This is a genomic window from Ensifer oleiphilus (genome assembly GCF_013371465.1).
Classification (GTDB): domain Bacteria; phylum Pseudomonadota; class Alphaproteobacteria; order Rhizobiales; family Rhizobiaceae; genus Ensifer; species Ensifer oleiphilus.
The window spans coordinates 1-25,984 of the sequence record NZ_JABWDU010000016.1 but is presented as its reverse complement, the minus strand read 5'-3'; the positions used below and the strand labels follow the sequence as shown (position 1 = coordinate 25,984).

23 protein-coding genes and 2 pseudogenes are annotated in these 25,984 nt (G+C 60.7%); 18 read left to right on the top strand and 7 right to left on the bottom strand.

Annotation, left to right across the window (positions count from 1 at the left end; all coding sequences use genetic code 11):
* The first annotated feature begins 221 nt into the window (after positions 1 to 221).
* Positions 222 to 1,817: a winged helix-turn-helix domain-containing protein gene (locus HT585_RS31005; protein ID WP_176356616.1), complete on the top strand. Its 1,596-nt coding sequence runs from the start codon at positions 222 to 224 to the stop codon at positions 1,815 to 1,817.
* A gap of 48 nt (positions 1,818 to 1,865) precedes the next feature.
* On the opposite strand, the gene HT585_RS31000 is transcribed toward HT585_RS31005, so the two are convergent.
* Positions 1,866 to 2,054 carry a hypothetical protein gene (locus HT585_RS31000; protein ID WP_176356615.1) on the bottom strand — a complete coding sequence of 63 codons (189 nt, stop codon included), beginning with the start codon at positions 2,052 to 2,054 and terminating at the stop codon, positions 1,866 to 1,868.
* A gap of 324 nt (positions 2,055 to 2,378) precedes the next feature.
* On the opposite strand from HT585_RS31000, the gene HT585_RS30995 reads away from it, so the two are divergent.
* The 5 genes from HT585_RS30995 (at position 2,379) to HT585_RS30975 (ending at position 7,128) form a co-directional block, all read left to right on the top strand.
* A complete protein-coding gene (locus tag HT585_RS30995; protein WP_176356614.1) occupies positions 2,379 to 3,308 on the top strand; it encodes an MBL fold metallo-hydrolase in 930 nt (309 codons plus the stop codon).
* Between the two features lie 152 nt (positions 3,309 to 3,460).
* On the top strand, positions 3,461 to 4,636 hold the full coding sequence (locus tag HT585_RS30990; RefSeq protein ID WP_246708021.1) for an adenylate/guanylate cyclase domain-containing protein: 1,176 nt from the start codon (positions 3,461 to 3,463) through the stop codon (positions 4,634 to 4,636).
* A gap of 274 nt (positions 4,637 to 4,910) precedes the next feature.
* Positions 4,911 to 5,762, top strand: a complete 852-nt coding sequence (locus HT585_RS30985) for an alpha/beta fold hydrolase (RefSeq protein WP_176356613.1) — start codon at positions 4,911 to 4,913, stop codon at positions 5,760 to 5,762.
* Between the two features lie 116 nt (positions 5,763 to 5,878).
* The gene (locus HT585_RS30980) at positions 5,879 to 6,340 is read left to right on the top strand and encodes a RidA family protein (protein WP_176356612.1); all 462 of its coding nucleotides are present in this window, start codon (positions 5,879 to 5,881) and stop codon (positions 6,338 to 6,340) included.
* A gap of 152 nt (positions 6,341 to 6,492) precedes the next feature.
* Entirely contained in the window at positions 6,493 to 7,128 is a 636-nt protein-coding gene (locus tag HT585_RS30975; protein ID WP_176356611.1) for a response regulator transcription factor, read from the top strand.
* 295 nt (positions 7,129 to 7,423) lie between these two features.
* Here HT585_RS30975 and HT585_RS30970 read toward each other — a convergent pair whose 3' ends face one another.
* The 4 genes and pseudogenes from HT585_RS30970 to HT585_RS30955 all read right to left on the bottom strand — a co-directional run bounded on the left by HT585_RS30970 (position 7,424) and on the right by HT585_RS30955 (position 12,204).
* Complete coding sequence (locus HT585_RS30970) at positions 7,424 to 8,062, bottom strand: response regulator transcription factor (protein WP_176356610.1); 639 nt, start codon at positions 8,060 to 8,062, stop codon at positions 7,424 to 7,426.
* Between the two features lie 105 nt (positions 8,063 to 8,167).
* The gene (locus tag HT585_RS31995) at positions 8,168 to 8,593 is read right to left on the bottom strand and encodes a response regulator (protein WP_343214119.1); all 426 of its coding nucleotides are present in this window, start codon (positions 8,591 to 8,593) and stop codon (positions 8,168 to 8,170) included.
* Positions 8,570 to 9,202: pseudogene (locus HT585_RS31990) on the bottom strand (response regulator transcription factor); the annotation flags it as partial. The gene HT585_RS31995 and the pseudogene HT585_RS31990, both read right to left, overlap by 24 nt.
* A complete protein-coding gene (locus HT585_RS30955; RefSeq protein WP_176356609.1) occupies positions 9,199 to 12,204 on the bottom strand; it encodes a PAS domain-containing protein in 3,006 nt (1,001 codons plus the stop codon). The pseudogene HT585_RS31990 and the gene HT585_RS30955, both read right to left, overlap by 4 nt.
* Before the next feature lie 351 nt (positions 12,205 to 12,555).
* On the opposite strand from HT585_RS30955, the gene HT585_RS30950 reads away from it, so the two are divergent.
* The gene (locus tag HT585_RS30950; protein ID WP_176356608.1) at positions 12,556 to 16,710 is read left to right on the top strand and encodes a PAS domain-containing protein; all 4,155 of its coding nucleotides are present in this window, start codon (positions 12,556 to 12,558) and stop codon (positions 16,708 to 16,710) included.
* A gap of 195 nt (positions 16,711 to 16,905) precedes the next feature.
* On the opposite strand, the gene HT585_RS30945 is transcribed toward HT585_RS30950, so the two are convergent.
* Positions 16,906 to 17,832 carry a LysR substrate-binding domain-containing protein gene (locus tag HT585_RS30945; RefSeq protein WP_176356607.1) on the bottom strand — a complete coding sequence of 309 codons (927 nt, stop codon included), beginning with the start codon at positions 17,830 to 17,832 and terminating at the stop codon, positions 16,906 to 16,908.
* A gap of 163 nt (positions 17,833 to 17,995) precedes the next feature.
* On the opposite strand from HT585_RS30945, the gene HT585_RS30940 reads away from it, so the two are divergent.
* The 8 genes from HT585_RS30940 to HT585_RS30905 all read left to right on the top strand — a co-directional run bounded on the left by HT585_RS30940 (position 17,996) and on the right by HT585_RS30905 (position 24,365).
* Positions 17,996 to 18,691 carry an ABC transporter permease gene (locus tag HT585_RS30940; RefSeq protein ID WP_176356632.1) on the top strand — a complete coding sequence of 232 codons (696 nt, stop codon included), beginning with the start codon at positions 17,996 to 17,998 and terminating at the stop codon, positions 18,689 to 18,691.
* Complete coding sequence (locus HT585_RS30935; RefSeq protein WP_210270637.1) at positions 18,688 to 19,407, top strand: ABC transporter permease; 720 nt, start codon at positions 18,688 to 18,690, stop codon at positions 19,405 to 19,407. Before HT585_RS30940 ends, HT585_RS30935 begins: the two co-directional genes overlap by 4 nt.
* On the top strand, positions 19,404 to 20,186 hold the full coding sequence (locus tag HT585_RS30930) for an ABC transporter ATP-binding protein (protein ID WP_425513800.1): 783 nt from the start codon (positions 19,404 to 19,406) through the stop codon (positions 20,184 to 20,186). The genes HT585_RS30935 and HT585_RS30930 overlap by 4 nt, the downstream gene beginning before the upstream one ends.
* Before the next feature lie 34 nt (positions 20,187 to 20,220).
* Entirely contained in the window at positions 20,221 to 21,048 is an 828-nt protein-coding gene (locus HT585_RS30925) for a lysine/arginine/ornithine ABC transporter substrate-binding protein (RefSeq protein WP_176356606.1), read from the top strand.
* A gap of 64 nt (positions 21,049 to 21,112) precedes the next feature.
* Positions 21,113 to 22,234, top strand: a complete 1,122-nt coding sequence (locus HT585_RS30920) for an NAD(P)/FAD-dependent oxidoreductase (RefSeq protein ID WP_176356605.1) — start codon at positions 21,113 to 21,115, stop codon at positions 22,232 to 22,234.
* Positions 22,218 to 22,517, top strand: coding sequence for a (2Fe-2S)-binding protein (locus HT585_RS30915; protein WP_176356604.1), 300 nt, complete (start codon positions 22,218 to 22,220; stop codon positions 22,515 to 22,517). The genes HT585_RS30920 and HT585_RS30915 overlap by 17 nt, the downstream gene beginning before the upstream one ends.
* A gap of 2 nt (positions 22,518 to 22,519) precedes the next feature.
* Positions 22,520 to 23,998 (top strand): FAD/NAD(P)-dependent oxidoreductase, encoded by a 1,479-nt coding sequence (locus HT585_RS30910; protein WP_210270636.1) that lies wholly within the window; start codon positions 22,520 to 22,522, stop codon positions 23,996 to 23,998.
* Positions 23,999 to 24,020: 22 nt separating this feature from the next.
* Complete coding sequence (locus HT585_RS30905) at positions 24,021 to 24,365, top strand: RidA family protein (RefSeq protein WP_176356603.1); 345 nt, start codon at positions 24,021 to 24,023, stop codon at positions 24,363 to 24,365.
* A gap of 53 nt (positions 24,366 to 24,418) precedes the next feature.
* Here the strand turns inward: HT585_RS30905 and HT585_RS31985 are convergent, their stop codons facing one another.
* A complete protein-coding gene (locus HT585_RS31985) occupies positions 24,419 to 24,733 on the bottom strand; it encodes a LysR substrate-binding domain-containing protein (RefSeq protein WP_246708023.1) in 315 nt (104 codons plus the stop codon).
* A gap of 30 nt (positions 24,734 to 24,763) precedes the next feature.
* Here HT585_RS31985 and HT585_RS31980 point away from each other — a divergent pair.
* The 3 genes and pseudogenes from HT585_RS31980 to HT585_RS30890 form a co-directional block, all read left to right on the top strand.
* A pseudogene (locus HT585_RS31980) lies at positions 24,764 to 25,111 on the top strand (hypothetical protein); the annotation flags it as partial.
* Between the two features lie 57 nt (positions 25,112 to 25,168).
* Positions 25,169 to 25,528, top strand: a complete 360-nt coding sequence (locus HT585_RS30895) for a type II toxin-antitoxin system RelE/ParE family toxin (RefSeq protein WP_113535800.1) — start codon at positions 25,169 to 25,171, stop codon at positions 25,526 to 25,528.
* The gene (locus HT585_RS30890) at positions 25,518 to 25,841 is read left to right on the top strand and encodes a helix-turn-helix domain-containing protein (protein ID WP_176356601.1); all 324 of its coding nucleotides are present in this window, start codon (positions 25,518 to 25,520) and stop codon (positions 25,839 to 25,841) included. The genes HT585_RS30895 and HT585_RS30890 overlap by 11 nt, the downstream gene beginning before the upstream one ends.
* The last annotated feature ends 143 nt before the right edge of the window (positions 25,842 to 25,984 follow it).

Genomic DNA, 25,984 nt, shown 5'->3' with positions numbered 1-25,984 from the left:
CTCTGCTTTGTCTCGACCGCACCATTGCCGCCGATCTGCACTGAGAGTGGCCCTATGCTCTCAGGAAGTCCTTGGGACTGTCTTGAATTACCCTTGTGGATAGCTTGATTGTCCGTCCAAGCGGTTGTGTGATCGTGGCGGGATGCTCCAACCACGTGATGGCGTTTTGGTTATCCGCGGATGGCAATCGCCAGTCAGGGAAGTCGTCCAGGAGACCTGAGGTGCAATTCAAGTTCGCAGACTACCTGCTCGATCCGAAACGCCGGGAACTGACGCTCAGCGGGCAGGTTGTCGCCGTCGGTCCGCAGGTCTTCGACCTGTTGGTGCATCTCATCGAAAATCGAGAAAGAGTCGTCGGCAAGGACGATCTGCTGCTCGCCGTCTGGGGCGGTCGGATCGTGTCGGAATCGACGATCACCAGCCACATAAACGCCGTTCGCAAGGCCATCGGCGACAATGGTGAAGAGCAGCATCTGGTGCGCACGGTCCCTCGCAAGGGCTTCCGCTTCGTCGGCGATGTCAGCCTTGTCGACGTGGGAAATGATGTCTCTGCGCGTGACCTAGTCGCCGTCAATGGCAGTTCCGGAGAAGCCCGCGCGGCGGCGCCGGCGCTCTCCTTGCCCGACAAACCCTCGATAACCGTCTTGCCCTTTCAGAACCTGAGCGGCGATCCCGAGCAGGAGTATTTCACGGACGGGGTGGTGGAGGATATCATCACCGCGCTCTCGCGGATCCGCTGGCTGTTCGTCATCGCACGCAATTCGAGCTTCACCTACAAGGACAGGACGGTGGAGCCGACGGAGGTCGGTCGCGAGCTTGGCGTGCGCTACGTTCTGGAAGGGAGTGTGCGCAAATCGGGAAACAAGGTCCGCATTACCGGACAGCTCGTCGACGCCACGACCGGCGCGCATCTCTGGGCCGAGCGCTTCGAAGGCACGTTCGACAACATCTTCGAGCTGCAGGATGGAATAGCCGAAAGCGTCGTCGGCGCGATCGCGCCGCAACTCGAACGGATCGAGATCGAGCGCGCCAAACGCAAGCCGACCGAAAGCCTCGACGCCTACGACTACTATCTTCGCGGCATGGCGAAGCTGCACAGCGGCACCCGTGAGGCGCTTGAGGCTGCATTGCCTCTCTTCTACAAGTCGATCGCGCTCGACGACGAGTTTGCCGCAGCCTATGCCGGCGCCGCCTGGTGCTTCTTCTGGTGCAAGCTCAACGGCTGGATGGTCGACCGCACGGCCGAGATCGCCGAGGGCGCGCGGCTCGCACGGCTCGCGGTGGAGCTTGGCCGGGACGACGCCGTGGCGCTCACAAGAGGCGGCCATGCGCTCGGTCATCTCACCGACGATCTCGACGCCGGCATCGCGTTGATCGACAGGGCCCGGCTGCTCAATCCGAACTTCGCGCTCGCGTGGTTCCTGGGTGGCGTGCTGCGCGTCTTTCGGGGTGAGACGGAGAGCGCGATGAAGGATCTCACCCATGCCGTTCGGCTGAGCCCGCTCGATCCGGAGATGTTCCGAATGCAGACAGGAACGGCAATCGCGCATTTCTTTTCCGGAAATTACGACGATGCGCTGGTCTGGGCCGAGAAGGCACTTGCGAACCTGCCGAGCCTGCTCGCCGCGGTCGCACTTGCCGCAGCCAGCCATGCGCTCGCCGGCCGACCCGACGAGGCAAGGCGGTACATGCAGCGCCTGAGGCAGCTTGATCCTACCTTGAGCGTTTCCAATCTGCGCGATTGGCTGCCGATCCATCGACCAAACGATTTCAAGCGGTTTGCCGACGGATTGCGGCTCGCAGGATTACCGGATTGACCATGGCCGCTTGCGGCGCGCGTTTGGCGGAGCAACCTTGACGGGTCGCTAACGTGCACGCATTCGGCGCTGTACGATGTTCATCTGGAGTTCGTGGCAGGACGCCTCTCGCCCAAGAAGCAACAGCAGTCTGCGCTCCTCGGCTTCGCCGATGCCCGCCCGCCTGCAGTACTCCGATACGTTCACCAGTGGTTGCGCGCCGGACAGGGCGATCAGATTAGCCTCTGTAAGTGTCATGGAGTGTAATCCGCCTGCGGTCGCGCAATCACCACGTTCGTGATGTCACTGACCGAGCAACGGCCGCCTGCGCATACCGGACAGAGGTTAGGCGATTGAATTGACCGCCGAAACTATACGCAGGTTTGGGGAGACCTGCTCCACCTACCGTTGACCGCACCAAAGCGTGTGCGTGGCGCGCAGATTGACGCACGAACTCGCTTCACAGGACCAGGCTCGGACAGCCCCATACTCAGGTGTAGCTCGACCGCCCAAAAACCCGAACCTAGACTCCGCGATGTAACCCTGACCGGCACATTTCAACCGTGAAAACAGGAGCACATCATGTCCAACGTACAAGCAAGTTCCCGAAAGATCGTCCAGCAGGAAAGGCCCGCAGCGGATGAGCTGGTTCCTTCACGCTATGCGGTAAAGGTCGGTGACATCGACGTCTTGGTCATCAGCGATGGCATCTTGACCCCGCCTGCCGAGTCGATGGCCACCAACGCCGACCCCGACGTGCGGGAAGCGTGGCTGGACGACAGGTTTCTGTCAAAGGTTGCCTTCGATTGGGCGCTGAACGCCGTTGTCGTGCGCAGCGGTGACCAGACGATCCTCATCGACAGTGGTCTGGGGGAGGAGTATCCCGATTTTCCGCGGGCCGGACAGTTCGTCCATCGATTGGAGGCCGCCGGAATCGATCTCGTCTCGGTAACCGACGTGGTGCTGACGCACATGCATTTCGACCACGTCGGCGGGCTTCTCGTCGAAGGCGTGAAGGAGCGCATACGTCCGGATCTTCGCGTCCACGTGTGCGCCGCCGAGACCCGGTTCTGGCAAGCGCCCGACTTTTCGCTCACCGCGATGCCACCGGCACTCGCAGATCTGGCGCGCAAGGCGTCCCGTGAGTTTCTGAACGCGTATCGTGCCAATCTGCGGACGTTCGACGAGCAGGCCCAAGTGGCGCCGGGCGTGGTCGTCACCCGTACCGGCGGTCACACCCCTGGGCACAGCGTGGTCCGCATTTCGTCCGGCGGCGAGCGACTGATGTTCGGCGGCGACGCCCTGTTCCCAGTGTCCTTCGACCATCCCGAGTGGCACAACGGCTTCGAACACGACCCCGAAGAGGCGACCCGCGTTCGACTGCGGCTTATGAAAGAACTCGCCGAGACCGGCTCCTGGCTGGTTTCGACGCATATGCCGTTCCCGTCGGTCGGTCGTGTAGCAACCGCCGGCGACCTCTACCGCTGGGTTCCCGCCTGGTGGGACTACTGACGGACGGCTTCCTTCGGGAGCGAAAAAGGCGACTGATCTGGCGAGGACAACCGGTCGATTGCTGCCCATGGCGCCCCGGGGCGGCAATCGACCATTGGCCCTGATTTGATTGAACCGTTGGCGCTTCCCACTTCCCGTCGACGCGGATGCGATTGCTGAAGGCCATGGGATTAGAGCTGAACACTGAGATGCGCGAGCAGATCCTGCACTGGCTCGCGACGGGGATCCCCTACGAACCCCTCGTGGACAAGGTTTTTGCCGAGCTCTGCGGCCGGCTCGTCTGTTGCGGCGTGGCGCTAAGCAGAGCGACGCTTCATCTTCGTGTGCACCATCCGCAATGGCTGGGTACGCGCCTGACCTGGGCGCGGGGACAATCGGTCGCCAAGGTTGAGACCATCGCTTATGACGTCGAGGCCACCGACGTCTTTCGTCGCAGCCCCTTTCAACTGGCGATCGTCGGCGGACTACGCGTCCGGCAAAAACTGCAGATCGTCGGCCCGCATCGATTTGCGGTTTACGAAGAACTGAAGCTCGCCGGCCACACGGACTACGCGGCATGGCCTCTCGATCATACGCAGGGCCGCCGCCACCTCCTCACCTTTGCCACGGACCGGCATGATGGCTTCGGCGCAGAGGAACTGGCGCTGTTCGACGCGCTTTTGCCCTGGCTGTCCCTCGTCAGCGAAATCCGTGTCAAAAGCGAGCTGGCTCGTACGCTGCTGGACACCTATGTCGGCTCGCATGCCTCCGCAGAAATATTGCGTGGCGCAACCAGACGAGGGGCGGGTGCGACGATCGATGCCGCGATCCTCGTCTGCGATCTGCGGGATTTCACCCATCTTTCCGACCGGCTGCCGCGTGACCAGCTGATCGAGATATTGAACGACTTCTTCGACGCCGTCGGCGAGCCGATCGAACAGCATGGCGGAGAAATCCTGAAGTTTATCGGAGACGGTCTGCTCGCCGTTTTCCCCATGGACGACGCGCAGGCCTGCATGCACCTCATCGCCGCGGTGCGCGAGGCGTATCAAGCGGCATCCCTGCTTTGGCGGCAGGGCGAGCGAATGCGTTTCGGCATGGGCGCCCACCTCGGCGAGGTCAACTATGGCAACATCGGTTCAAGGCACCGCCTCGACTTCACCGTGATCGGCTCAGCAGTCAACCGGGCCTTCAAGCTCGAGGCGCTGACCAAACGCCTGCGCCGTCCCGTCCTTCTTTCAGGAGAATTCGTGGACGCGGCAGCCTGCCATGAGCAGACCGAACGCCTCGGGCGACACACGCTCGAGGGCATAGAAACTGCCATCGAAGTCCATGCCTTACGATTTTGAAGCCACGAGGCTTCGCGTTGAACTTCAGGATCCCCTGGAACGGGTCGCGAGAGGTCGCCGAAACCAAGGTATACCTTTCCCGCCATGCGCCAGGTGCTAGCGTCGTCACGTCGCATGCCGGCCGTTGCTCCCCAAGGAACAGGGTCCCCAGCGTGGCGTCGAAACGGTCCTCCGTTAACGACAGCGTCCGCCGCTGGGTCCTGTTTCGGGGGCTGAGCACTGCGGCCTGAAACCACCATTTGATGCGGCACGACCAGCACAGAAAGGAATGGTCATGACAGCCGAGCAACCCGGTCACGGATACGTAACGACAGAAGACTCGACCAGGATTTTTTACAAGGATTGGGGTTCGCGCGACGGGCAACCGATCGTGTTTCATCACGGCTGGCCATTGAGCGGGGATGACTGGGACAACCAGATGCTCTTCTTCCTCGCAAAAGGCTATCGGGTCATTGCCCATGACCGCCGTGGCCACGGGCGGTCGGAGCAGGTGAGCGGCGGCCATGACATGGATCACTATGCCGCCGACGTAGCCTCCCTCGTGCGGCAGTTGGATTTGCGCAACGCGATCCATATCGGACATTCGACGGGCGGGGGCGAAGCGACCCGGTACGTCGCCCGCCACGGCAAGGGGCGCGTGGCCAAACTCGTCCTGATCGGTGCGGTTCCGCCGCTCATGCTCAGGACGCAGAACAATCCAGAGGGGATTGCGATCGAGGCGCTCGACGGCTACCGCGAGGCCCTCGCCGCCAACCGGTCCCAGCTCTACAACGACATCGCAAACGGCCCCTTCTACGGCTTCAACCGGCCTGGCGCCACGCCGTCAGCAGCGGTCAGCCACAATTGGTGGCGACAGGGGATGATGGGAGCGGCCAATGCCCACTACCTTGGCGTAAAGGCCTTCTCGGAGACCGACTTTACCGAAGACTTGAAGATGATCGACGTGCCGGCGCTGGTGCTGCATGGCGATGACGACCAGGTCGTTCCGCTCGCGATTTCCGCCCCCCGTTCCGCTCGACTTCTGAAGAACTCCACCCTCAAGATTTACGAGGGTTTCCCACACGGCATGGCGACCACCCACGCGGACGTCATCAACGAGGACATCCTCAGCTTCCTCACCAAGTAGGAACGTCGAAGGGCGCCCCCGGCGCCCTTCGACGCCACACGTGAACTGACATAGAGCGGAATTTAAACCGGCTGCGAGTTGAGGCCGCCGCCCAGATCGAAGAAACGGAGGATTTCATGTGTTCCCCGATTAGACGGACCGCAAACTTCGGTGTGCCATGGGAAAAGGCCTACGGCTATGTTCAGGCCGTGCGGGTCAAAGGCATTATTTATATCTCCGGACAGCTAAGCCACGATATCGCCGGCAATCTCGTCGCCCCGGCAAAACTGGATCCAGCCGGAAGACCGGTCGATTTTTCGAACATGGAAGAGCAGATGCGGCAGACATACGCCAATGCCGTCGCCGTCCTTGCCGAATTCGGAGCTTCCCTCGACGATGTGGTCGAAGAGACACTCTACGTGCTCGATGTCGACGCCGCATTTGCGGCTGCAGGCAAAGTTCGGAAGGAGATGTATGGAGCCGAGGTGCCGGCATGCGCGAGCAACCTGATTGGTGTTTCCCGCCTGGCCTTTCCCGAACAACTGATCGAGGTCACCTTTCGGGCGATCGCACCGTGCGTTTCGCTTTGTGGCGTCTGACTACGAACCATCGACTTACTCGCCGCCGCCCTGACCGAACAGATGGAAGGGTCGCAGACCGCCCGGAAGAGCAAACCTTTGTTTTATAGCCACCAAGTCCATGTCGGATAAAATGGGCGGATGTTGTTTGTTGAGACCAAGGGAGCCAAGCGATGCCCGAACGTTCAAACCCCATCGAAGCGGCCACCGACGTGAACGTGGTCCACATTATCGACGACGATGAAAGGATGCGCTCGGCGCTACTGGAACTCTTCGGCTCCTCAGGAATACAGGCCGAAGCGTTCATCGACACCGCGGACTTCGACGAAAGGGGCGATCCGGAGGCCGTCGGGTGCCTGTTACTCGATGTGAAACTCCCGGGCATGAGCGGTATCGAGTATCAAAGGAAACTGTCGGATGCGGGCTTCGACCTTCCGATCGTTTTTATGACCGGCGATGGAGACGTCCGGACAAGCGTCACTGCCATGAAGTCGGGAGCCGTCGATTTCCTGTTGAAACCCTTCGAGGTGAACGACCTGCTTTGTGCGGTCGCCACTGCTTTGGAGGGAGGGAAAAAGCAGCGGGAAGTGGCGGCAAGGAGAAAACATGCCCGTCAGTGTGCGGCCACCCTCACCCCCCGTGAGAGGCAAGTGATGAAGCTTGTCACCGAAGGTCTCATGAACAAGCAAGCCGCCTATGAGCTGGGGATCAGCGAAATCATGGTCAAGCTTCATCGTGCAAGCGCGATGAAGAAGATGGAGGCGCGGACCTTCAGCGACCTCGTCAGGAAGTCGGAACTGCTTCAGTGAAGTCGCGATCGCATCCTTTTCCGGCTGTCAGCGCCACGATGCGTGTCCCCAACAAACGGCGCCTGGACAGAACGGACCGGCTAAACGAACGTATAGTGATGCGCCTGCGTGAAAGACGGTAGTCTTCCATCATCATCCTTCGCCGGCACCTTCGTTAAAAGGTGATGATCGGAGTGCTGCAGTCCCCTCCCCGCGGCACGACCGCCAAAGCCGGTACACCCAGGGGCCGTTTGCCCAAGGGCAGGCGGCCTCCCTTTCCCTGGAAACGGTCGCTTCCTGCGGGCCTAAGCCTTGCTCAATTCCGTCGCAGCTGTTCCGTCTTGCGCACGAGATCTGCAAGTGAACGGCTCTGCATCTTGCGCATGAGGCTCATCCGATGGAGCTTCACGGTCATTTCGCTGATGCCGAGCTGGTATGCGACCTGCTTGTTCATCAGACCACTGACCACCGCGAACATAACCTCCTGCTCGCGCGGAGTAAGCGTATCCGCCAGCGCCTGGATCCGGTTGCGTTCCGCTTCGACTTTGCGCCGCTCGGCGTCGAGTTTAATGGCACGATCCACGGCCTCAAGGAGATCCTGGTCGGAGAAAGGCTTGGTGATGAAATCCATGGCGCCAGCCTTCATCGCTTTGACGCTGGTCGGAACATCTGCATGTCCCGTTAGAAATATCACCGGCAGGCGACTACCGGCAAGTGAGAGATGCTCCTGGAGGTCCAGACCCGTGCCCCCCGGCATCTTGAAATCCACAACAAGGCAACCGGGCGCCCGGATGTCTGCCGTCTCCAAAAACTCGGGCGCGTTCGAGAACACAGTCACGCGCTTTTGGGTCACCATGAACAAATCGAGCAACGCTTCCCGCATCGCCTCGTCGTCGTCGACGACGTAAACGATAGGTTCCGCGGGCTCTTCCGTTTTGGTTTGAGCGTGTTGCATCAGATCGGCCTCTGTTTTGTGCCGCATGCATCATTGACGATCACGACGAGCGGGCGTTCGCTTTGACGGTGCGCGAGCGGGACGACCCTCAGCTCGAGCGGCAACTCAAGTTTCATCGCTTCCCTCCATCTGCCGGTCGCCCAATGCGGCGGCAAGCGTGGCCAGCAGAACCTGCGCGTCGAAGGGTTTTCTAAAGCAGCAAATCCGGTCGCTCACACTCAACTGATCGGCGATCTCGTGCCGTCCGGTCATCAAGAAAACAGGAAGGCCCGGTTCTTTCGTCTTGATCAGGTCCCTCAGTTCGAAGCCATCCATTCCTGGCATGCCGATATCCGTAATGAGCGCATCCAGACCCGGCAGCCCAGCGGATAGAAGCGACCGGCCAGACGGGAAGCTGCGAGCCGAGTAACCGGCCGACTCCAACAGATCCTCCAGCGACTCCAGCAGTCTCGGATCGTCGTCGACGATCGCCACGACCTGCCGATGCGGCGATGCCATCGATTTCACGCCTGTCTTGCGGGCATGAGTGATGGGTATCTTCAAACGTTCGGCGATACGCACGAGGTCGGCAAAGGATCCTGCCTTCATCTTCTGCATCACATTTCGCCGGTGGATCTGTAGGGTCACCTCGCTGATGCCGAGTTCTGCGGCCGCCTGCTTGTTGAGCAGCCCGCTTATCACCAGCGGCAACACCTCCCGCTCCCGCGGTGTCAGGTCGAGATAGCGTCGCCTCAGCTTTCCGAACTCCGCGCGCTCAGCCCGTCTTTTCTCGTCCACAGCGATGGCCGCATGAATGGCCGCCATCAAGTCCGCGTCGGTAAACGGTTTGGTCAAGAAGTCGACCGCGCCATCCTTTATGGCCCGTACCGACGAACGGATGTCTCCGTGACCGGTTATGAACACGATCGGTGGATGCTCGCCTGTTGCAATTTCACTTTGAAGATCCAGACCGTTGATGTCCGGCAATTCGATATCCAGAAGTAGGCAGGCAGGCGCATCCGGCTTTTCCGAATTGACATAATCTCCGGCCGAACCGAAGGCGATCGCCTGGATACCGTGTGAGGCCAACAGCTCGCACAGTGCCTCGCGGATCCGGGTGTCGTCATCGACGATGAAAACTGTGTACTCGTCATTCGTCATGCCTCTGCTTCCACTTCAATCGGCAGGGTAAACGTGAAGGTTGCGCCATTTGTTTCAGTGTTTTGCGCCCATAGCCGCCCCCCGTGCGACTCGATGATCGAACGACAAATTGCCAGGCCCATGCCCATTCCGTTCACTTTCGTCGTAAAGAAGGGTTCGAATATTCGCTCCGGAAACTCGACGCCTGTACCGTGGTCGCTGACCTCGGCGGCGACGAAATCCCCCACGCGACGGACCCGGATGCGAACGACGCGGTCGCGGACCGCAGCGTCCATGGCATCCATGCCGTTGCGAATGAGGTTCACCAGAACCTGTTGGATATGCACCTGGTCCACAGCAACGTACGGAAGGCTTTTCTCGATATCGACGACGACCCGAACGCGACGGCGCATTGCCTCCTCCGCGATGAGATGAACGGCTTCGGCAACGACGGTCACGAAATCGGTATCGCTCTGCGGCTCGACACGCTGCTTGAACAGCGCGCGGATACGGCTGACGACTTCTGCGGCGGACTTTGCGTCGCGGATAATGCGCTCGGCGGTGATCTTTGCCCGCTCGAGATTGGGGGGGGCGGCCAGCAACCAACGGTGACAGGCATTGGAGTTGGCCACGATCGCTGCCAATGGTTGGTTTACCTCATGGGCAATTGACGCCGAGAGCTCGGCCAGGCTCGCTGAGTGACTTGCTCTGGAAAGCCTCTCTTGCGCAAGACGCAACTCGTCCTCGGCCTGAACCTCGCCGTCGATATCCAGGCAAATCACATTCCATTGGATGATCTCGCCCTCCAGATTGCGCATGGCGGCCGCTCTGGTCTCGACCCACCGATAGGCACCGTCAAACCTGCGCAGACGGTGCTTGCGCGCATAGGGTTCACCGGTGGCGAGCGAATGTGCATACCGTTCCCTGACGCCTGCGACATCGTCAGGATGCACCCCGGCATCGAGCGTTGCGTCCAGCCGGGACTTCCCGGTTCCATCCAAGTCTTCAAGATTATAGCCGAGAAATTCCCGCAGCTGCTGGCTGCGATACACCGGCTCGCCGTTTGGCGAGGCACAGTCGATCATCGCGGGCAACGTCTCCACGAGTTGCCACAGTGAACGCTCGCGTTCGCGGAGCGCCTCTTCGACGCGCAACTGGTCGTCGATATCGTGTGACAGCCCGTACCATTGCACAATCTGTCCACTTTCGTCGCGCAAGGGTTCGGCACTGCTCTCAACCCAGCGGTAAACGCCATCCGACCGGCGCAGGCGGAACCTTTTTGAGAAATTCTCGCCCGTCGCAACAGACCGTTTCATTGCCTCTTCAAGGCTGAATGCGTCATCGGGGTGGACGCCCCCCCTGAATGCATCCGCCAGGCGGCCCTTGTCTGGCGGGTCGGAACTTGCTCCATCCAGACCGAGGAAGCACATCAGCCGCTTGTTGAAAAACGTTGGTTCGCCCTGAGGGTTCAGGCGCCAGAGCAGACTAGGAACGATGTCGACGAGCTGCAGAAGTTCTCTTTCGCGGTCGCGCAACGCATTCTGCGCACGCATCTCGTCATCGATGTCGATCGAGATCGCATACCAGTTAAGGATCGCCCCCTCCTGGTCGATCATCGGCGCCGCGCGTCCGTCGACCCAACGGTAGACGCCGTCCGAGCGGCGCAAACGGTACTTCATGGCGTAAGACTCGCCTGTGGCCACGGAATGACGGACCGCATCCAGAAGGCGAGCCGAGTCCTCCGGATGAACGAGCTTGTGCATAGCCGTCGCCAGCCTGCTCCCAGCCGTCGTTTTCAATTGCTCGATATCGTTCCACCCAAAGAAATCAAGCAGGCGCTTGTTGAAAAAGGTCGGTTCGCCGTTGGGGCCCAGTCGGCGGATGTGAACAGGGACCATGTCGACAAGCTGCGAGAGTTCGAGCTCTCGGCCACACAAAGCCTCAACGGTCTTCTTGTAAACATCGATGTCGAGCGCGATGCCGAACCACCCGACGATGCGGCCTCTGGCGTCGCGGGCCGCCCGTGCGGCAGTTCTGGCCCAGACATAACTTCCAGATGCGCGGCGGAAGCGAAACTCGATATTGAAGTCATCTCCCGTTTCCAGACAACGGTTCCACGCCGCAGCCGTGCGCTCGTAGTCGTCCGGATGCAGCAATTGCTTCCAGGCCGTGTAGCCTTCGTCAACCGAGACGTTCAGTTGCTCGGGAGTGACCCCGAGCGAGTTCTGCGCAAATGGATGCAGGTAAATCCAGCGTCCACGCGCATCGAACGCCCAGCCGTTGCCGAATATGCTTTCGACAGCGCGCGCAGACCGCAACGGTTCTGGTTCGCCAGCGGTATCGGATGCCGCAACCATGCGGGGCTCGCGATCCGTCACCAACTCATCGATGTCGACGCTGACGCTGTACCCGGGCTCGGCGCGGGTTTCCGTCCACCGGTACTTGCCGTCGGGCTGCCGCTGTCTGTGCCTCGTGACCTGGGGAACGCCCGTCCAGAATGCACGCGCGGCGGCATGCGCCGCCGCAGTTCGGTCATCGGGGTGAATTTTGCTCAGCGAGCTTGGCAATTCCTGCACGGCCTGCTCCGCCATGTCGGCAAAACGAGCAGCGTCGGCGGACGTTTCGATGTCGATTATCGCGCCGTACCAGCCAAGGACGTGATCGTCACCGTTGCGCAAGGGCTGAGCAGACGTACGGCTCCAACCGTAAGCGCCGCTCGCGCGCAGAGTTCGGTGTTCGATGCTGAAGTGCTGGCCGGTCTCAAGGCACGAGCGCCAGAGCGCGATTGACCGCTCGTAATCATCCGGATGGATCATCCGCCTCCAGCCGAGCGGACCACCATCCGACTGCGAGCCGAACTCCTCGAGCGTCAGCGCCAACCGCGACAGCACCCCAGGGCTGACGCAGGCGATCTCTCCGGCCGCATTCGTCGCCCAGGCGTTGCCGACCACACTTTCGATGATCCTCACCGCCTGCATTGCTTCCTGCCCGATTTCGTCAGGTGATCCGAACGCCTTCGTCATTGCCTTCTCCTGCAGGACGAGGAAAGCCACTATCAGCGCTCTGCATAGCAGTAATTCTCGAGATTCGGACTGCGCGAACCAGCCGCCATCCTATTCTCGCCGCGTCTCGCCTGCATCCTATGGAAATCTATGACAACTGGGCGGTATATTCTAAGCTGTACTTCAGCATAGGCGAAGAGTAACACCCGGCCTCGCCTGCCAGCGTGCACCTCATGGACTTCCATAGGCTGCGGCATGGCCGTGATTGCGATAGGGTTGAGGGAATGACTGGTTCGCCCCGCCGGACTTCGTTTATAGTGGCTTGGTAGGGCCGACAGTGCCCAGGCTTTCTCTGTCCGATCGGAGCAGCCGATGGAATCCGCTTCTAAAGCAATTGGCGAACGTCATCCACAGACAGTCAGCCATCCGGAGCAGGCGCTCGAGCGAACGTCGCCCGGGCCCGCACGAAGTGCGTTGCCGCGTCCGTCGACCGCCGCCCCGTCTGCCGAGCGGTCTTCATCACTATGGCAGCGGTTCCGATCAAGCCGCCCGCAGCTCTTGCATCTCGTGGCGTTCTTCGCCGCCTACGTGCTGGGCTGCGGTTTTGCAAATGTGCTTGCGATCGTCCCGGGCATCACCGTCTCGATCTGGCCTCCAGGCGGCGTGTTCATGGCGACGCTCATCCTCACGTCTCCCTACAGCTGGCCATGGTGGATCATCAGCGGCTGCATTGCCGAGATGTTTGCCCAGCTGGTGTGGTTTCACAGCCCGCTTCCCGCCGGTTTCCTGATCTTCGTCGGCAACGCGCTCTGTGCTTCGGCCGGCGCTATGCTGCTGAGCAGCGCCACCGGTCGCCCTGTCCGGCTGGAAACCCTCCAGCAGGTCCTGGCTTTCGTCATTTTGGGGGCGGGCGTAGCCCCCCTAGCAAGCGCGACCGTCGGGAGTGCAACCCTTGCCTGGTTCGGCGTGAAGTCCCAGACGTTCGCGTCGGTGTGGCCACTGTTCTGGATCGGAGATGCAACCGGCATCCTGCTGGTAGCACCGCCGGTGCTCGTCCTCGTCCGCTCCTGGCGGGGAGAAACCGGCCTGTCGGTGACACACTGGACCGAGGCTGCCGTTCTCTGTTTCATCTTCCTGGGCGTTGCTGCCCTTTCCTTGAGTGCGCGCTTCTTCCCCTCGCCCTACATCATCCTGCCGTTTCTGCTTTGGGCCGCCGCGCGTTTCGAATTCCGAGGTGCCGCGGTCGCCTTGACGCTGCTGGCGCTGATTACGATGGCACTCACGATCTCCGGAGACAGTCAGTTTATCGGTGATCCCGGATCTCAGAGGCAACAGCAGGTCATGCTGCAGCTCTTCCTAGTGATTTCCGCATTCTCGGCGCTCGTCGTTGCGGCCATTTCAAGGCAGCACCAGCTGGCGCTGCTCACAGCGCGCCGGAGCGAACTGCGGCTGCAACGCTTGATCGACGCCGTTCCGGCTCTCATCTGGAGCGCCACGCCCGACGGAACGCCGAGCTATCTCAACAAGTGGGCCACCGACACGACCGGGCTGGCGTTGACGGATCTGATTGCTACCAATGGCAAGCGATCGCTGACGGATATTCACCCGGATGACCGCGCCGCCACCGACGAGGCGCTGAAACGCGCGTTCGAAGAGGGCACGACCTTTGCGGGAAGATACCGTCAGCGGCGCGCGGATGGTCCCCATCGCTGGGTCGAGAGCCGGGCAGCGCCCTTGCGCGACGAAGCCGGAACGATTTTGCAGTGGTACGGCGTTTCGGTCGACATCGAAGAGGCCGTCAGCGCGCAGGCAGCACTCAGCGAACGGGAACAGGAGCTGCTGCAGCTTGTGAACATGGTGCCAAGTCACGTTTGGCGCTTGACGCCTGATGGCGAGCCGACCTTCTTCAACAAGCGCATGGTCGACTTCCTCGGCCTGGACATTCCTGACATCGACGGGCCGGGAAAAACCCGGCTGGCAGCCATGGTCGAAGCCTCCGTGCATCCGGCTGAGGCCGGTGCGTTCGTCGAGTCGCTTCGACGTTGCCTCGATACCGGTGAGGCCTTTGCCATGCGGTATCGCCTGCGCCGCGCCGATGGCGTCTTTCGCTGGATGTCGAGCCGGGCAGAGCCGATGCGGGATCACTCCGGCAACATCGTCCAATGGTACGGCATGTGCCACGACATCGATGACCTGACGCATGCCGAGGACGCATTGCGCCGCAGTCAGAGGCAGCTTCAGCTGATGATCGACGCAGTGCCGGTCCGCATCTGGAGCGCGACGCCATCGACAGGCTCGGTCTACTTCAACAAACAGTTCAGAGACCGTTTCCGCTCGGTTGTCGCGAGCTTCGAGGCGCACGGGGAGCAGAGTATCCAGAGTCTGCTTCAGAAGCTGATCCATCCGGACGACGCTTCAGCCGTCGGGAACACGCTGCAAAGATGTTTCAAGACCGGCAGCAGCGCAAGCCTGCGCTTTCGCTGGCTGGAAATTGAAAGCGGATATCGCTGGGTGGAATGCCGGGTCGAACCGCGCCGCAATCAGGAAGGAGAGATCGAGGAGTGGTATGGCGTTTCGCTGGATATCGACGATCAGATGCGAGCACAAAACGCATTGCACGATCGCGAGCGCGAATTGTCCCTGCTCGTCGACATGGTGCCGGCCTTCATAGCCCGTCAGACCGCCGGCGGTGAATTGAGCTTCCTGAACAAGCGGTTGGTTGACTTTCTCGGATTCGACGCCATCAACGCCGACAAGCCGGGAATAACCCGCGCGGGCGCAATGATGCGTGCTGTCGTCCATCCGGACGATATCTCATCCGTGCGGGAGAATGCCACGCACGGCTTCTCCGCCGGTGAACCCTTCTCCAACAGATATCGCATGCTGCGCGCCGACGGCGCGTACCGCTGGGTGGATGGTCGGTGTGAACCATTGCGCGACCAAGATGGGACTATCGTACAGTGGTATGCCGTTGCCATCGATGTCGACGACGAAGTGCGGGCCCAACAACGGCTCTTCGATCGAGAACGCGAACTCTCGCAGTTGGTAGACATGGTCCCCAGCCCACTCTGGCGGCTAGACCCAGATGGTGAAGCGGTCTTCTTCAGCAAGAGTCTGATTGAATTCCTCGGATATGACGTGAAGGACTATTCGGGGACCGGCGGCGTTCTCGCCGCTGCCATTGCGGCCGCGCTTCACCCGGATGACGCAGCGAAGATGGATGCCACGCTTAGAGAGGCTTTCGTCACCGGCGAGAGCTTCTTCTTAAACTACCGGCTACGCCGTGCCGACGGCGTCTATCGTTGGATGTCGGGCCGCAGCGCCCCCTTGCGGGACGCCAGCGGTCAGATCCTGCAATGGTTCGGCATTTGTCACGACATCGACGATCAGCTCCGTGTCGAACAGGTCTTGCGCGAGCGTGAGCGCTCACTTCGACAACTTATAGAAACCTTGCCTGCGATGGTCGAATGCACTGACCCGAACGGTGATCCTGTCTACCGCAGCGAGCAGCTTCGCGAATATCTGGGATACAAGTTGGAAACGCCGGACGCCTCAGGAGAAGCACGACTGTCGAGCGCGCTTGGTGCTGCCGTCCATCCCGACGATACGCCTCAGGTCCTCGAGAACGGCGGCCATGCCTTGTCCACCGGCACACCCTATGCGCAGAAGCATCGACTTCGTCGGTCGGACGGGGAGTATCGCTGGGTGGAAACCCGAGCAGCGCCCATGAGGGACGCCGATGGGATGATTGTCCAGTGGAACGTCATTTGCATCGACATAGACAGCGAAGTTCGGGCCCAGGAGGACTTGCGGACTGCGCGCGATGGTCTCGCGCGTGCGTCTCAAGCCGCTAGCCTCGCCGAACTTTCCGCCTCGATCGCTCATGAGGTGAACCAGCCGTTGGCGGCGATCGTGACAAATTCGCATGCGTGTCAACGCTGGCTTTCTGCTGAACCGCCAAACCTTGAGCGAGCACAAAGGACGGTGGAACGCATAACGCGCGACGCAAATGCCGCCGCAGACGTCGTGAGCCGCATCCGTGCGTTGTTCACGAGGTCCGTGGAACCCGGGATGAGCACAACGGTGGACAGCGTTGTTACCGAAGTACGCAGCCTTTTGATCGAGGAAGCCATGCGGCGCCGCGTTCGCATACAGGTTGACGTCGAAAGCGACCTGCCTCCGGTCGCCATGGATCGCGTGCAACTTCAGCAGATACTGGTCAACTTGATCCGAAACGGCATAGAAGCGATGGCATCCACTGCTGATCTGCGGCTGGTCAGCCTGCATGCAACCCGTATTGATGACGCGATCCGCATCATTGTGAGCGACCGTGGCGCGGGGGTCCAAAACCCCGACAGGATATTCGAACCGTTCTTCACCACGAAGAACGACGGTATGGGCATGGGTTTGGCGATCTGCCGTTCGATCGTCGAGTCTCACGGCGGACGTCTGTGGGCAGAAATGAACGAACCCCAAGGATCGAGGTTCGTTTTCACCTTGCCGATCGAATCCAGCGCAACGACATGACGACTGCCTTACTGTACCACTTCAGACGAGAGGTGCTGTTTCTGGCAAGCAAAGTTTTCACCCGAAATCGCAAAGCGGAACCCATTGCTCACGCATAATGTCAGCCGTTGTCGAACCTATTTCGCCACGTTGAAACTGATTGCGCCGAACTCGCCGAGCCGAAGGGGGCTCAGCAGTTGCGTTCCGGTCGACACGTTATGCGATCATCGTGGCCCCGATAGTCGTTGTCGAAGTCGAATCTCCCGCAAGCAGCGCTTCATGGTAGCTCCAGAACTCGCTCACAAACCGTTCGGCAAGCACGCTGTCGGAACCTTGGCTGCGCCGGATCGCGAGGAAGCCTGCATCGACGAAGATGGCGAAAGGCCTGACGACAACACCGCGCCCACGGAATTCGGTCGCGGACGATGGGTCGATAATCGCAATGCCCGCCCCTTCGGAGACCAGCGTCAGCGCGGTATGGGAAAGGCGCGTTTCCAACGTCGATGACCGAGGAATGCCGGCCAGCGCCACTTCCACGCGCATGGCAAACAGCGTGCCAGGCTCCAGTGTGATCATGCGCTCATTGGCGAGATCGGCCGGCATGATGCCTTCCCGGTCGGCAAGCCTGTGACCAGTGGGAACCGCGACGACCGCAGGTATCGGACGGGTCTCGATCAGAAACCCGGGACGGTCGAGCGGACCATCGGCAAAACCAAGGTCCACCTGCCCCGATGCGACCGCCTCGATCACCAGAGACGACGGAATACCGTTCAGCGACGCATGAACGTTAGGACGGTCGCGCAGGAACCACGCAAGGAAACGCGGCATAATCCCGTTTGCCAGTGCTGGCATGGCGGCAATGCGGAGCATGCCGGCATTCTGCCGGCTGATCTCTTCGGCAAACGCCTTGATGCGCGACAGGCCGACATAGGCCCGCTCCACTTCCTGGAGCAACGTCAGGGCCTCGCGAGTGGGCGTTAGCTGGTTTCCCCTGCGGTCAAACAGCTTCAGCTTCGTATCGATTTCAAAGTCACGGATCAGCCGGCTCACTGCCGGTTGAGTGATGGACATCAGCTCCGCCGCCGCCGTCATTTTTCCGGTCAACATGACGGTACGGAACGCTTCCACCTGACGCAGGTTCATGGATCACCATAATATTTGGTTATGCTCGCGGCCAGATTACGAATTTGACGGTATTGAAGCAAGCTGTCAAACCCACTGGAAAACAAACCGTGGCGTCTGGCTCGAACCGGCGCCGCACCAAGGGAACAAACTGGTGGGTGCTTTGAGCGCGTATCTCGATCTGATGGGGTTCGCCGAGGGAGCCTGGGGCATGGATATGCTCAAGGCGACAGGCGTTACCCTTTGCGTTGCCCTCAGCGGCTTTGCCGCCGGGGCGGTTTTTGGCTGTCTCTCCGCGGCGGCGTCGTTCTCGTCGCTACGTGCTCTGAGGGCGTTAGCCGATGGTTACACCACCATCCTGCGCGGTATTCCCGACCTGCTCGTCATCTATCTCTTCTATTTCGGCAGCAGCGCGGTTTTAAGCCAACTCGGTGCTCTGTTCGGCTCCGAGGGCTTCATCAGCGCGCCCGTCATCCTGACCGGCGCTCTGGCGATCGGGGTGGTTTCAGGCGCCTATCAGGCCGAGGTCTATCGCGGTGCGGTGCTCGCGCTCTCCAAGGGCGAAATTGAAGCGGCAAGAGCCTATGGCATGCCGAACCACCTTCTGTTTCGCCGCATCATCCTGCCCCAAGCGACGCGGTTCGCAATCCCAGGTGTCGGCAATGTCTGGCAACTGGTGCTGAAGGAATCAGCGCTCATCTCGGTGGTAGGGCTGATCGAACTGATGCGACAGGCCCAGATCGGCGCGGGCTCGACCCGCAAACCCTTCACGTTCTTCCTGACGGCTGCGGTGCTTTACCTGCTGATCAGCTTCGTGTCAGGCGTCCTGTTCCGGATTGCAGAGAAGCGCGCCATGCGCGGGATCAGGCGGGCAGTATGATCGATCTTCCCTTCATCTACGACGCCTTCGTGCAGCTTTGCAGCGGCATCCCGCTGACGCTGCAACTGATGGCGGTGTCCGTCGCATCCGGCGCCGTTCTGGCAATTGCTCTCGCAGCGATGAGACTGTCGTCCTGGCCACCGCTCGACCTCCTGGCGCGGATTTACATCTTCATCTTTCGCGGCACGCCGCTTCTGGTGCAGCTCTATCTCATCTACTACGGCCTCAGCCAGTTTCCCGAACTGCGCAAGACCTTCCTATGGCCGTTCCTGCGGGAGGCCTATTGGTGCGCAGCGTTCGCGCTCGCGCTCAACACAGCAGCCTACAGTGCCGAAATCATCCGCGGCGGCGTGCTCTCAGTGCCCGCCGGGCAGATCGAAGCCGCGCGTGCATATGGGATGAGTGGCCTTACTCTCATTCGCCGCATCATCGCGCCACAGGCGCTGCGGCAGATGCTGCCTGGCTACTCCAACGAAGTGATCCTGATGGTGAAATCGACGGCGCTGGCCTCGACCATAACCATGATGGAAGTCACAGGGCTGGCGGCAAAACTCATCTCGGCGACCTACCGCCCCGTGGAGATCTTCATCGCCGCCGGCGCGATTTATCTGCTGCTCAATTTCATCGTCAGCCGGCTGTTCAAGCTGTTCGAGTACCGGCTCTCAGCCGCGCAGCGCCAACCCATCTACCGACGTGCCGCAGGAGAAAATGCATGATGAACGCAGCCCTCGCACCGGCCGTGAAGATCACCGGGCTCGAGAAGAGCTACGGTGCCTACAAGGTGTTGCACTCCATCTCACTCAGTGCCAACCAGGGCGAAGTCGTCTCGATCCTTGGTGCCTCGGGATCCGGCAAGTCCACGCTGCTTCGCTGCATCAACATGCTGGAAGTGCCGGATGCGGGCGAAATCTCCATTCACGGTGAGAGCTACAGGCTTACGCAGCGTTCGGGCTTTGCCCCGCGCGCCGCCGATCCGAAGCAACTGCTGCGGCTTCGTTCCCAGGCGACGATGGTGTTCCAGTCCTTCAATCTCTGGTCACACCTGACGATCCTGGAAAATCTGATCGAAGCGCCGGTCCATGTGCAAAAGCGCAACCGCGCCGAATGTGTCGCGGAGGCTGAAGCCCTCCTCGAGCGGGTGGGCATTGCCGACAAGCGCAACTTCTATCCGGCGCATCTTTCCGGTGGCCAGCAGCAACGTGCGGCAATTGCCCGGGCACTCGCCATGCGGCCCAAGATCATGCTGTTCGATGAGCCGACTTCGGCGCTCGATCCGGAACTGGTCGCCGAAGTGCTGAAGGTCATGCGCGATCTCGCAGCCGAGGGCCGCACCATGCTCGTCGTTACCCATGAGATGGGCTTTGCCCGCGACGTCTCGAGCCGCGTTCTGTTCCTGCACAAGGGGCTGATCGAAGAGGACGACCGCCCGGAACAGGTCTTCTCGAACCCGAAGAGCGAGCGCTTCCGCCAGTTTATTTCCAAGCACAACGCCTGAAACCAACTTTGAAAAAACGAAGAGAGGAGAACGCATGAAACTGAAGATTATCTTGTCTGCCATCGGCCTGCTGGCAACAGCCCATGTCGCGCAAGCGGAGGACGTGATCCGCATTGCCACGGAAGGCGCTTATGCGCCGTGGAACTTTTCCGGCCCCAACAACGTGCTGGAAGGCTTCGAAATCGACCTTGCGAACGAGCTGTGCGAGCGAATGAAAGCCAAGTGCGAAATCGTCGCCCAGAACTGGGACGGCATCATCCCTTCACTGACCGCGGGCAAATACGACGCCATCATGGCGGCCATGAGCATCACGCCAAAGCGTGAGGAAGTAATGGCCTTCTCCGCCCCCTACGCCGCAGCGATCAATTCCTTTGCGGCAATGGAAGACAGCGATCTTGCCAACCTGCCGGAAACCGGCAAGCCGCTCTCGGTCGATTCTGAAGCCGCCAAACCGGTGCTGGAAGAGATCGCCAAGAAAATCCAGGGCAAGGCTGTCGGCGTACAGGGCTCCACCACGGCTTCCGCGTTCATGGAACAGTACTTTCAAGTTGGCGCCGACGTTCGCGAATACAAGACCACCGAAGAGCACAACTTCGATCTGGCGAGCGCCCGCCTCGACGCAGTCGTGGCCAATGCGACCGTTCTCGCAGCAGCACTCGAGAAGGACGACATGAAGGGTGCGAAACTCACCGGCCCGCTCTTCTCGGGCAAGGTGTTCGGCATGATCGGCGTCGGACTGCGCAAGGAAGACACCGCACTGAAGGCGCGTTTCGATGACGTCATCAAGGCTGCCGTCGCCGACGGCACGGTGAAGAAGCTCTCCGAGAAGTGGTTCAAGGTGGACGTGAGCCCGCAGGAATAAACCTCGACAACCGGCCCGTCCGAGTTTCGGGCGGGCCACGCCACCGGCACACGGACCGAAAAGCATGCGCAGACTACCAGATCAAGACATCGTCATCATTGGAGCAGGCCTTGTGGGCGCCGCCCTCGCCTGGGGCCTTGCGCGCGCGGGTGAGCGGCCGCTGCTTCTGGACGGAGACGATCTGTCGCTGCGCGCATCTCGCGCCAACTTTGCGTTGATCTGGGTTCAGGGCAAGGGGCTCGGCGCTCCCCATTATGCACGCTGGACAATGCGCTCGACCCGCCTTTGGCCGGAATTCGCGGCCGCATTAAAAGAGACTTCCGGCGTCGATGTTGCCCTGAAGCAAAATGGGGGCTTCACCTTTGCGCTGAGCGAAGCCGAGCTGGAACGGACGCATGAAGACGTCGTGACGGTTGCACGAGAACTTGGCGATGATGCCACCGAACATACCCTGCTCGACCACGCAGAGACGGCGAAACTGGTGCCGGCGATCGGTCGGGATGTCGTCGGCTCCGTCTATTCTCCAATGGATGGCGACGTGAACTCGCTCCGCCTGCTCCGGGCGCTTCATATCGGCATGATAAATCTAGGCGCTGCTTACGAGCCGCATTGTGAGATCGACGAAATCACCCCCCGATCGGGCGGGTTCCAATTGAAGGGTTCCTGGGGCGAGGTTTTCGCCGAACGCATCGTCCTGACGGCTGGCGTCGGCAACAGCCGGCTTGCCGCGATGGTTGGTATTCACGCGCCCTCCGTGCGCAGCAAGGGGCAGATCCTCGTCACCGAAAAATGCCGTCCATTCTTCCCCTACACCTCGGCCACGCTCAGGCAAGCCGACGAAGGCGGCGTGATGATCGGCGACAGCGAGGAAACCCACACGGACTCGATTGCGACCAACCAGGACATCAGCGCGGTTCTGGCCGATCGCGCTATCCGGACATTTCCCTGCCTGAATGGCGTCAACGTCCTTCGCTCCTGGGCCGGCTTCCGCGTCAAGACGCCCGACGGTTTTCCCATTTACGAGCAGTCGACCGCCCATCCCGGTGCCTATGTGGCGATGTGCCATTCCGGCGTGACGCTTGCCGCAATCCACGCGCTCGTCGTCGCCGGTGAGATCGCCACCCAGCAGGCCGTACTTGCCGGCAACACATTCCCCGGCAGGAGATTTCATGTTTCGCAGAATTGATAAAACAGCGGATACCGTCGCGATCACGTTCGACGGTATCCCGATGCGCGTCGACATCGAACAGACGGTGGCCGCAGCACTCCTTAGCCAAGGTATCAGCACGTTGCGCACGAGCGTCGTCTGCGATCGCCCACGTGCGCCCTATTGCCTGATGGGTGTCTGCTTCGAATGCCTGGTCACCATCGACGGCATTCAAAACCGGCAGGCTTGCATGACCGTCGTGCGTGACGGGATGGCGATCTCATCGCAAAGCGGTGCCCGCTCTCTGGACGAAGGGTGCTGACGATGGCGCTCCGGAAAATCGAAGACCTTCACCTTCTCGACCGCGAATACGATCTCGCGATCATCGGTGCAGGGCCGGCGGGCATGGCCGCAGCGGCGCAAGCGGCCGCCGCTGGCGCGCGAACGATCCTTCTTGACGAAAACCCCGCCCCCGGCGGCCAGATCTACCGGTCGATCGAAAGGAATTCGCCAGCAAGGCGCGCCTTCCTCGGCAACGATTACTGGAAGGGAAAGGGCGTCCTCAAGGCGTTTCTTCAGTGCGACGCCGCCTACCTATCCCAAGCACTTGTCTGGAGTGTCGAGCAAGGCGAGACCGATGGAAAGGCATCTGTCGAACTGCGCGTTTCGGCCGGTGGCAAAAGCAGCATCGTCCATGCGCGGCGGGTCGTCTTCGCCACCGGCGCGATGGAACGGCCGATGCCCGTAAGGGGGTGGACGCTTCCGGGCGTCATGACGATCGGCGCGGCCCAAATCGCACTCAAATCTTCAGGGCTGGTGCCCGACGGCCGCGTTGTCTTGGCAGGCAGCGGCCCCCTGCTTTATCTCTTTGCCGACCAATTGCTGCAGGCAGGTGGCAACCTCGTCGCAGTACTCGACACCACGCCGCGTTCGAACTGGGCGAAGGCGCTGCCTTTCCTGCCCCCGTTTCTGGTTTCGTCCTATCTGCTGAAAGGCCTGGCGCTGTTGGCGAAGGTCCGGCGCTCGGTGCCGGTTTTCACCGGCGTCGGGACGATCGAGGTCATCGGTCAGGATCGGGCCACCGCAATCCGCTTCCAGGCCAAGGGCCGGACGGAGGAAATCGACATCGACAGCGCCTTCCTGCATCAGGGAGTCGTCCCGAACAACAGCCTGGCCAACGCGACCGGATGTCTTCTTGCCTGGAATGACCGTCAGAAGTGTTTTCAGCCAGAACTTGACACACACGGTCGATCCTCGCTGCCGGCGATCTACGTCGCCGGTGACGGCGGCGGCATAGGCGGCGCGCTTGTTGCGGAGGTCGGCGGGCGGATAGCGGCGCTGGCCGCCTGTCTCGATCTCTTTCCCGAGAAGACGCGCCAGATCGGACCGCTGCTTGCGAAGCACGAAAAGCGGCGCAGGGTCTTGTCGCGCGGGCGCACCTTCATCGACACGCTCTATCAGCCCGCCGTGGCGTTTCGCGCGCCGACCGATCTGGAGACGATCGCATGCCGCTGCGAAGAAGTGACGGTCGGTGCCATCCGTGATGCCGCCGCGCGCAACGTGGTCGGCCCCAACCAGCTCAAGACGATGCTGCGTTGTGGCATGGGGCCGTGCCAGGGGCGCATGTGTACGGCGACCATCACCGAGATCCTGGCTGACGTGCAACAGCGGTCCCCCGCCGATATCGGCACCTACAGGCTTCGCACACCGATAAAGCCCGTCCCCTTGCGCGAGTTCGCCTCGCTCCCCTTCACGCCGGATGCCGTTCAGGCCGTTACCGGCGACCACTCCGACAGAAGCTAACCCCTCATCAAAGGAAACAAAAATGGCAGAACGTCATCTCCGCACACCGATCATGCATCGCGTCGTTGAACACAACGGCATCGTCTATGTCGGCGGCACGACCTGTAACGACGAAAGCCTCGACATGGCCGGCCAGACCCTGGAAATCCTGGCGAAGATCGATCGTTATCTGGCGGAAGCTGGCACCGACAAGACGAAGCTCCTGACGGCCACGATCTTCGTGACCGACCTTGGCAAGAAGCCGGAGATGGATGCCGTTTGGAAGGCGTGGATTACCCCAGAAGAGCTGCCAACCCGCGCGACCGTGGGCGTTGCCGATCTCGGTGGTGACACGCTGATCGAAGTCGTCGTCTCGGCCTACAAGTAGCCGTCGCTGACCGGATCATGCGAGACGACCCTGTCTCGCATGATCCGGCGCGGTCATTCAGGCGCGCTCGGTCGGGACTGAAGCTTGTCGAATGGGGCGACCGCCTGTCGCAGAAGATCTATGAGCTTGCTGGCTGCGAGCGATCGTGGATGGTTCCTCGGTGTAAGCAGCCACAGATCAATCGTCGTTTCCGGAACGATACTGCGCCGCACGAGAACGTCGCTGCCAAAATCGAGCCCGACGAACGAAGGCACGATGGAGACGCCGACGCCATTGGCAACGAAACAACAGGCCGTCTCCGAGAGCGCCACCTCGATCCGGTTTCTCTTCTGCACGCCCTTGATCTGAAAGGCGCGGTCAATCGTCATCAGCGAGCAATCGTCACGCGCCAGCGAAACGAAGATCCGGGCACTCTTTTCGTGAAGACGGGCAAAACCAAGACCAAGGATGCGTCTTACGACCAGACGACCTTTTACGAGGCTTGGCGGACGGCGATCCAACACTATGGCATCTACAACCCTTACACCGGTCGCGGCGCCATCAAGGGCTTGCTTCCGCACGGTCCCCATGACGTCCGAGATGTCCTTGCGACGCATAGCCTCAAGCAAACCGGATCCTGCGAGCAGGCAAGCTACGCCATCCAGGACACGCCGGAGATGGTTGCCAACCATTACGGCCGTTTCTTGCCGCAGGACAAGGCGGCGCTTGCTGCCAGGATTTTAAATCAGGTATGGGAAGCAGCATAGTCTCTGCAATTTTTCCCGACAACTTGATAGGTGTAGCACCCAGTGCTATATGAAGCGATGTCAGAACGGACTTTCAAAACGGCGTGGTTTTCCAAGGCAGCGAAGAAAGCGCGGATCTCCGACAAAGCCCTTTGCAAAGCGATTGAGCAAGTCGCACGCGGACAGGCTGACGATCTCGGTGGCGGCGTGTTCAAGAAGCGGCTCAACGATAACATGCACCGTTCGATCGTTCTGGCGAAAGCCGGTGAATATTGGGTGTTCGCCTATCTATTCGCGAAGAAGGACCGCGCAAACATCGATGACGACGAGCTCATGGCTTTCCGGAAGCTCGCTGAACTCTATCGGCGCAAGACACAGGCCGAGCTTGATGCCGAAATCGGGACCGGCGCCCTATTGGAGATTTGCAATGACGACTAAGCGCAAGTTCAAGAGCGATGCCTTTGAGGCGATCCATAGCGCTGTCGAAGACATGTATGCGGCAGGCACCATCGACAAGAAAACCATGAAGACCTTTGATGAGACTTGCTTGTCCATCCCGCAGGAGCTGACGCCAAGTGAGATCAAGGCGCTGCGCGAGAACAACCATGTCAGCCAGCCAGTCTTCGCGCGTTACCTGAACACCAGCGAGTCGACAGTGCAAAAGTGGGAAACCGGCGCCAAGCGGCCGAGTGGCCCCGCACTGAAGCTGCTCTCGATCGTCCGGAAACACGGTCTCGAGATGCTGTCCTAGAAGGACGACGCCGCGGAAGGGTGCTCAGTTCCAGCCGATACATTATGCGATCTCTTTAGCTCAGAAGGTACATTCTATTCTCAAGTGCGACATGCCAATGATTTCAATGGCTTCACCTTGGAGATTTTGGCATGTTCCGACGC